The 6,206-nt window shown below is 71.7% G+C and carries 8 protein-coding genes; 2 read left to right on the forward strand and 6 right to left on the reverse strand.

Features of this window, described 5'->3' with window-relative positions; translation table 11 throughout:
- Nucleotides 1-28: 28 nt before the first annotated feature.
- On the forward strand, nucleotides 29-826 hold the full coding sequence (locus HALOF300_RS22765; RefSeq protein ID WP_156743184.1) for a MerR family transcriptional regulator: 798 nt from the start codon (nucleotides 29-31) through the stop codon (nucleotides 824-826).
- 29 nt (nucleotides 827-855) lie between these two features.
- Here HALOF300_RS22765 and HALOF300_RS22770 read toward each other — a convergent pair whose 3' ends face one another.
- From HALOF300_RS22770 to HALOF300_RS22795, 6 genes are all read right to left on the reverse strand, one after another.
- The gene (locus HALOF300_RS22770; protein ID WP_156743185.1) at nucleotides 856-1,026 is read right to left on the reverse strand and encodes a hypothetical protein; all 171 of its coding nucleotides are present in this window, start codon (nucleotides 1,024-1,026) and stop codon (nucleotides 856-858) included.
- Nucleotides 1,027-1,129: 103 nt separating this feature from the next.
- The gene (locus tag HALOF300_RS22775) at nucleotides 1,130-1,960 is read right to left on the reverse strand and encodes an anti-sigma factor (protein ID WP_156743186.1); all 831 of its coding nucleotides are present in this window, start codon (nucleotides 1,958-1,960) and stop codon (nucleotides 1,130-1,132) included.
- Nucleotides 1,960-2,394, reverse strand: coding sequence for a sigma-70 family RNA polymerase sigma factor (locus tag HALOF300_RS22780; protein WP_331716252.1), 435 nt, complete (start codon nucleotides 2,392-2,394; stop codon nucleotides 1,960-1,962). Before HALOF300_RS22780 ends, HALOF300_RS22775 begins: the two co-directional genes overlap by 1 nt.
- A 216-nt stretch (nucleotides 2,395-2,610) precedes the next feature.
- Nucleotides 2,611-3,258, reverse strand: coding sequence for a fasciclin domain-containing protein (locus tag HALOF300_RS22785; protein ID WP_231955703.1), 648 nt, complete (start codon nucleotides 3,256-3,258; stop codon nucleotides 2,611-2,613).
- Nucleotides 3,259-3,339: 81 nt separating this feature from the next.
- Nucleotides 3,340-4,959 carry a molybdopterin-dependent oxidoreductase gene (locus tag HALOF300_RS22790; RefSeq protein WP_156743188.1) on the reverse strand — a complete coding sequence of 540 codons (1,620 nt, stop codon included), beginning with the start codon at nucleotides 4,957-4,959 and terminating at the stop codon, nucleotides 3,340-3,342.
- Between the two features lie 59 nt (nucleotides 4,960-5,018).
- The gene (locus tag HALOF300_RS22795) at nucleotides 5,019-5,909 is read right to left on the reverse strand and encodes a D-hexose-6-phosphate mutarotase (protein WP_197522782.1); all 891 of its coding nucleotides are present in this window, start codon (nucleotides 5,907-5,909) and stop codon (nucleotides 5,019-5,021) included.
- A gap of 121 nt (nucleotides 5,910-6,030) precedes the next feature.
- Here HALOF300_RS22795 and HALOF300_RS22800 point away from each other — a divergent pair.
- Nucleotides 6,031-6,206, forward strand: a 176-nt coding sequence (locus HALOF300_RS22800; RefSeq protein WP_156743190.1) for an AAA family ATPase, incomplete at its 3' end; no start/stop codon positions are given.

The raw sequence follows: 6,206 nt of genomic DNA on the forward strand, positions 1-6,206 counted from the left end.
CCCCTGCGGGAGGGTGCAGACTGGCGGCATGCTGGCGATCGGTGAGTTCTCGCGCCTGACCCACCTGAGCGTGCGAACGTTGCGCCGCTATCACGAGGCCGGCCTGCTCGAACCCGAATCGGTGGACCCTGCGAGCGGCTATCGCTACTACGGCGCGGACCAGATCCCGACCGCTCAGGTGATCCACCGGCTGCGCGAACTCGACGTCCCGCTGCCGGACGTCCAGCGCATCCTGCGCTCACCGGACCCCGGCACGCGCGCCGCCCTCGTCGCCGACCACCTGCACCGGCTCGAATCGGAGCTGGACCGGACCCGCACGGCCGTGGCCTCGCTCCGCCGACTGCTGGAACCGGAGCCGACGCCCGTCGACGTCGAGCTGCGCGCGGTCCCGGCGATCATGGTGGCCGCGGTCGAGGGCGACGTCGAGCAGGGACACGTGCTCGCCTGGTACGCCGGCGCCATGGCCGAGCTGCACGCCCTCGTCGGCGAGCCGACCGGCGTCCCGGGCGGGCTCTATGACAACTCGCTGTTCGAGAACGGACATGGGCATGTGCTCGTCTACCTGCCGACATCGGATCCCCAGCGCAGCGGCCGGGTGCACCCGGTGACCCTCCCGGCCGTCGAACTTGCCACCACCACCCATGCCGGCACGCACGACGACATCGACGTCACCTACGGCGGCCTCGGCGCGTGGGTGGTGGCCAACGCGCTAGCGGTGGCCGGGCCAGTTCGGGAGCACTATCTGGTCGGCCCCGGTGACACGGCCGATCCGGCGGCGTGGCGCACGGAGATCGGCTGGCCCGTGTTCCGAGTGGGCCGTCGCTGAGCCCGCGGCATGTTACGGCCCGCTGTGCGTCAGTCCTCGTCCGGGAGTTCGGGCTCCGATCCGGTGCCGTGCACGGGTGCCACTGACGCGTCGACGTGGGTGTCGCCTTGTTCCGAGCCCGGCGCCTCGGGTCGAGGGTCTTCGGCTGGCTCCTCATCCTCCCGGTTCCGCTCCGGATCCTCGCGGTGCGTCTGCTCCATGCTGTGACCTCCTCGATCCCAGGTCCCTCTCGCGCTTGGCGCGTCCTCCGGTCAGGGTACGTCGGGCCGGCGGTCTCGGCACGGCGGGACCGCGCACGTCCTGTCAGGACCGCGCGACGTCGACCTCGAACAGGATGTCGCCCGTCGGTGCGGGCGAGCCGCCCTGCGGCTCGATCGTGACGGCGACGGCGTCCGCGGTGAGGACGTCGCCGCCGAGCAATACGGTCGCCCCGCCGTCCGAGGAACTGAACAGCCCGGCACTCGCCGGAGCCGACCCCGCGAGCGTCCACGCCTGGAAGACCTCGTCCGCTCCAAGACTCGGTAGGTTCCGCAGGATCGCGGCCGAGATGTCCAAGGCGGCCGAGCGCAGCACCGTGCCGTGGACCCGGGCGTTGTCACCGCCCGCAAAGACCTCGAGGTCGGGGGCATCCAGCAGGGCCCGCAACCGGGTCTCGCCCTCCGGCTGCACGCCGGCGATCTCGCGAACGGGCGGCCCGTCGCCTCCGAGTGCCCCCCACCCCGCACTGCCGAGCGCGACGACGACGGCCGCAGCCGCCACGAGTCGCCATCGGTTGGCGCGCCGGTCCCGACGCGCGCGAGCAGGTCCAAGACCGGCCGGATCCGCCGTGACGTCCCGGCCGGGGGCAACGGACAACGAGGGTTCGCGGTCGGTGCTGCCGGTGCGCTCGGGCAGCGGCGGCAGCGGTCGCACCTGCGAGATGAGGTCGAGTACCGTTCCGCGTAGCTCGGGCGGGGGGGCGACCGCGCTCACGGCGGGCAGGCGCAGCACGGCCATGCGCAGGGTCTGCACCTCCTCGCGGCAGTCGGAGCACGCGGCAAGGTGGACCTCGAATGCCTCGACCTCGTCGGCATCGAGCGCATCGAGGACGTGGGCCCCGGTCAGCGCGTGCGCGGACTCGCCTGCCACCGTCATCACCTCTCACCTCCGAAATGGTCTCGGAGCCGGATCAGTCCGTCCCGCAGCCGAGTCTTGGCCGTGCCGAGCGGGATGTCGAGCAGGCCGGCCACCTCCGTGTGGGTGTATCCACCGAGATAGGCGAGCTCGATCGCCTCGCGCTGGATCGTGGTCAGGGTCGCCAGGGCACGCCGCACGCGTTCGGCCTCCAGCGCGTCCACGACCGCCTCACCGACATCGCGTTCCTGCGTGGGCTCACGCACGGCGTAGTGCGCGTCTCGCACTCCGGCTGCCTGCGCGGAGCGGACCCGGTCCACGGCTCGCCGGTGGGCCAGTGTGAGCATCCACGCGAGCACGGAACCCCTGGCCGCATCGAACCTCGCGGACTGCTGCCACACCTGCAGGTAGCAGTCCTGGGTCACCTCCGCGGCCTGCGCGCGGTCTCGCACCACGCGCAGCACCACGCCGAAGACCCGGGCCGACGTCGAGTCGTACAGCCGCGCGAACGACTGCTAGTCACCCCGCGCGCTCCGACGGAGCAGGTCCGCCAGATCGGTCGGCTCGTCGTATCCCGGGCCGGCACCGAGGGGCTCTCGCTCCCCCGGCGCCGGTTGCCCTCGCGGAACCATGTGGCTCGCCTCGCTCGGGTCCTGTCTACGCCGGCCGACTCACTCGCTCGGCGGCATCAGCACGCCGTCGATGATGTAGACGGTCGCGTTGGCGGTCTGCACATTGCCGCAGACGACGGTCGCCGCGTCGGCGCCGACCGTGAAGTCCGCACCGGAACCCTCGACCGTGAGTTCGGCACCCTGCAGGGTGGTGAAGGTCCCGGCCAGGTCCTCGGGCGCGATCCGCTCCGGGACCACGTGGTAGGTGAGCACCGTCGTCAGCAGGCCGTCCGGGTCCGCCTGCACGGCCTCGACGGTCTCGGGTGGCAGCGCCTCGAACGCAGCGTTGGCGGGCGCGAACACCGTGATGTCCTCCGTGGTGTTCAGCGTGTCGCCCAGACCTGCCAGTCCGACCAGGTCGACGAGCGTCGACAGGTCGGCGTTGTTGCCCGCCGCGGTGGCGACCGGGTCCTCGGACATGCCGTCGAAGCTACCTGCTCCGGTGGTGGGGACATCGGCGCATGTAGGTCCGAACGGGGCCGCCATGTCCGCGCCGTCATCGGTGGCCTCGCTGGTCTCGTCTGCCGGCGCACTCGCGGTGTCGTCGGTGGCGTCGGGGGCGTCGGTGCCGTCGTCGGTGCCGGAGCACGCAGCCAAGGACAGGGCCGCCACGAGCGTGAGCGCGGGAGCGATGGAGCGAATTTTCACGATGATCTCCTCGGGAGTCGTTCTCGACCGGATGGTCCAGTCATCGGTCATTCGGAGCGGGCCGCCGGACGGATGGGTCCGTCAGCCCTCGACCGCGAACACGACCGAGTGCCAGCCACGCGCCCCGTCGGGGAAGGGCTCGGTGCGCGCCTCCGGCTGCGTCTGTCCGGTGCCGTCCGTGGCCCGCACCTGCACGTCGTGCCGGCCCGCGGCCATCCTGGGCAGGTTCAGACTCCAGGAGCGCCACAGGTCGACCCCCGCGTCATCGGCGAGGTCCGTCTCCTGCCACTCGCCCTCGTCGACGCGCACCTCGACCTTGGTGACGCCGCGGTGCTGTGCCCACGCCATGCCGGCCACGGTCACCTCACCCGCCGGGACGTTCTGCAGCGGACCCGGGACGTCGATCCGGGACTGTGTCAGGGCCGGCGCGTCCGTGGCCCAGTCTCGCTCGGTCCAGTAGGCGATGTCGTCCGCGTACGTGGACAGCGTGAGTTCGGTCAGCCACTTGGCAGCCGACACGAAGCCGAACAGGCCGGGCACGATGAGCCGCGCGGGGAAGCCGTGGTCGAACGGGAGCTGCTCGCCGTTCATGCCCACGGCGAGCAGGGCGTCCCTGCCGTCGCGGATGACCTCCAGCGGCACGCTACAGCTGAACCCGTCCGCGCCACGCGCGAAGACCTGCTCGGCGCCGTCCTCGATCCCGGCCTGCTCGAGCAGATCGGCCAGTGGGATCCCGAGCCAGCGAGCGGTGCTCACGTATGGTCCGCCGACCGGGTTCGAGACGCAGCTGAGCGTGATCCAGCGCTCGACCATCGGCATCGAGAGCAGATCGTCGTAGCTGAAGTCGACGGGCTCCCGCACGAGTCCACCGATCGGCAGCCGCCACGTCGTGGCGTCGATGCGGGGCGTGGTGAGCGCGATGTCGACCCGGTAGAAATCGGCGTTGTCCGTGACGTACGGCGTGATGCCCCGGACATCTGGCTGCACGCCGGCGGGGAGGTCACCCGCCGCGCTGGTCGGCGACGGCAGCATCCGGTCCCGCCCGACCGCGTCGTCGGAGGCCCGGAACGCTCCGATCGCGGCACCCGAACCGATCCCGGCCACGGCGACTGCCACGGGCCCCGCGAGCAGCAGGCTGCGCCGATTCGGGAGGAACCTGCCTGAGCGCACGTTCGGGCCGGCGAGTGGCGAGCCGGCGGGAGGTCCCGTCCCGTCCACGGCTTCGACCTCAGCTTCGGCACTCGGAGCCGGCTGCGTGGCCCGGAGCAGGAGCACAAGGGTGATGCTCGAGACAAGGGCCGCTGAGGCGGCCGGCGCTGCGGCGGCGACCTGAGGGATGCGCACCGCCGCGGCCGCGGCTGCGAGGCCTCCGAGCAGGACCATGCCGGCCACGCCCAGCCACCGCCGTCGGAAGCCGATCAGGCCGATGAGGCCGGTGACCAGGAGCAGGGTCGTGCCGATGCCGGCCAGCAGAACCACCTTGTCTGCGGTGCCGAACGTCGCGATCGCCCACTCCTTGACCGCGGTGGGGGCCGCGTCGACGGCGACGGATCCGACCGCGAGCAGTGGCGAGGCGGCTGGGACCGTGAGCGCGGCCACCAGATGGGCGATCCCGATCCCTGCGGCGGCGCTCACCACGCCGACGGCGGCTTGGAACGGACGCGACGGCACGCGCGGTCGCCGGGTTGTTGCCGGGGTCATATGGGCAATTCGGAGCCGACGGAACTCCGGATGGGTCGCGTGCCGGCGTGCCGACGGGGTCAGTCGAGCGTGATGGTGGTGGTCATCGTGTGGGCCTGCCCGGGTGAGAGGGTGATCGCGTCGGAGCGGACGTTCCCGGTCTCGACGCACACCATCCACGGCCACTCGTCGTCGCCGAAGTCGGGCATGGCCTCGGCCTTGTCCGACCAGGGGTTCCACACCACGGTGCTGGCCGCCCCGGTCTTCGCGATCCGCACCGTGTGCAGGGTGTCCTGGATGTAGGTGGGGGCCGACGTTCCCTCGAACACCCGGTCGGTCTCGGCCACGATGTGCATCGGTCCGCTGAGGACGCCGGTCGCGGCGGCGGCACCGGGGGCACGGTCGGTGTAGGTCTCGCCCTCGAGGCCGCGGATCGCGATACCGGCGACGTCGTTGACGTTGAAGTAGCTGTGCAGCGCCTGTTCGAACGTGAAGGCCTCGGTACCGGTGTTCCGGATCTGCAGACTCAGCCGGAGCTTCTCCCCGAACAGCACCTGGTACGTCGCCTCGAACAGGTGCGGCCACTGGGCCGTCGTGGCCGGGGACTCGGTGAGGTGCAGCACGACGAGCACGCCGTCGTCGGTGCCGCGGACCTCCTCGATCGCCCACGGGAGCCGGCCCGCGAAGCCGTGCAACGGACTCCGGGTCCCGTCGGGACCGTTACCGAACCAGGGGAAGCAGATCGGGACGCCACCACGGATGAGTGCACCCCCGCCGTCGTATGGAACGGCACTGAGCCACAGGGCCGAACCGCGGCCGACCGGTACCCATTCGACCACGTGCGCGCCGTGCAGGTAGATCGAACCCGTCGCAGGCCCGCACTCCACCCGGATCATGGGCAGGCCGGCCTCGCCGGTGGTCAAGGTGACCCCCGGGGCAAGTTCGGACCGTTCCGAGAGCTCCTGCGCCATGGCGCGACGGTAGTGCCGCCGCACCACCGTGGCTGCAAGGTTGCCACCACTTGCCGCCGTGGGCCGCCACGGCCCGGTCGACGGCGGCTCCCTGTCGGAGGTCGCCTCTACTGTTCGGTGCATGCTCACCACGCTCGCCGTCCAGGGGTACCGCTCGCTGCGTGACGTGGTGGTGCCGTTGGGCCGGCTTACTCTGATCACCGGTGCGAACGGGTCCGGTAAATCCAGCCTGTACCGGTCCCTGCGCCTGCTCACCGCCGCCGCCCCCCGGGGCGGCCCGGAGCAGGCGCAGGGGCC

The organism is Occultella aeris (assembly GCF_902703175.1).
Taxonomy (GTDB): domain Bacteria; phylum Actinomycetota; class Actinomycetes; order Actinomycetales; family Beutenbergiaceae; genus Occultella; species Occultella aeris.

Coding starts and splice junctions, on each gene's coding strand:
- HALOF300_RS22770 (WP_156743185.1), bottom strand. CDS start 1,026: ATGGAGCAGACGCACCGCGAGGATCCGGAGCGGAACCGGGAGGATGAG.
- HALOF300_RS22765 (WP_156743184.1), top strand. CDS start 29: ATGCTGGCGATCGGTGAGTTCTCGCGCCTGACCCACCTGAGCGTGCGA.
- HALOF300_RS22795 (WP_197522782.1), bottom strand. CDS start 5,909: ATGGCGCAGGAGCTCTCGGAACGGTCCGAACTTGCCCCGGGGGTCACC.
- HALOF300_RS22775 (WP_156743186.1), bottom strand. CDS start 1,960: ATGACGGTGGCAGGCGAGTCCGCGCACGCGCTGACCGGGGCCCACGTC.
- HALOF300_RS22790 (WP_156743188.1), bottom strand. CDS start 4,959: ATGACCCCGGCAACAACCCGGCGACCGCGCGTGCCGTCGCGTCCGTTC.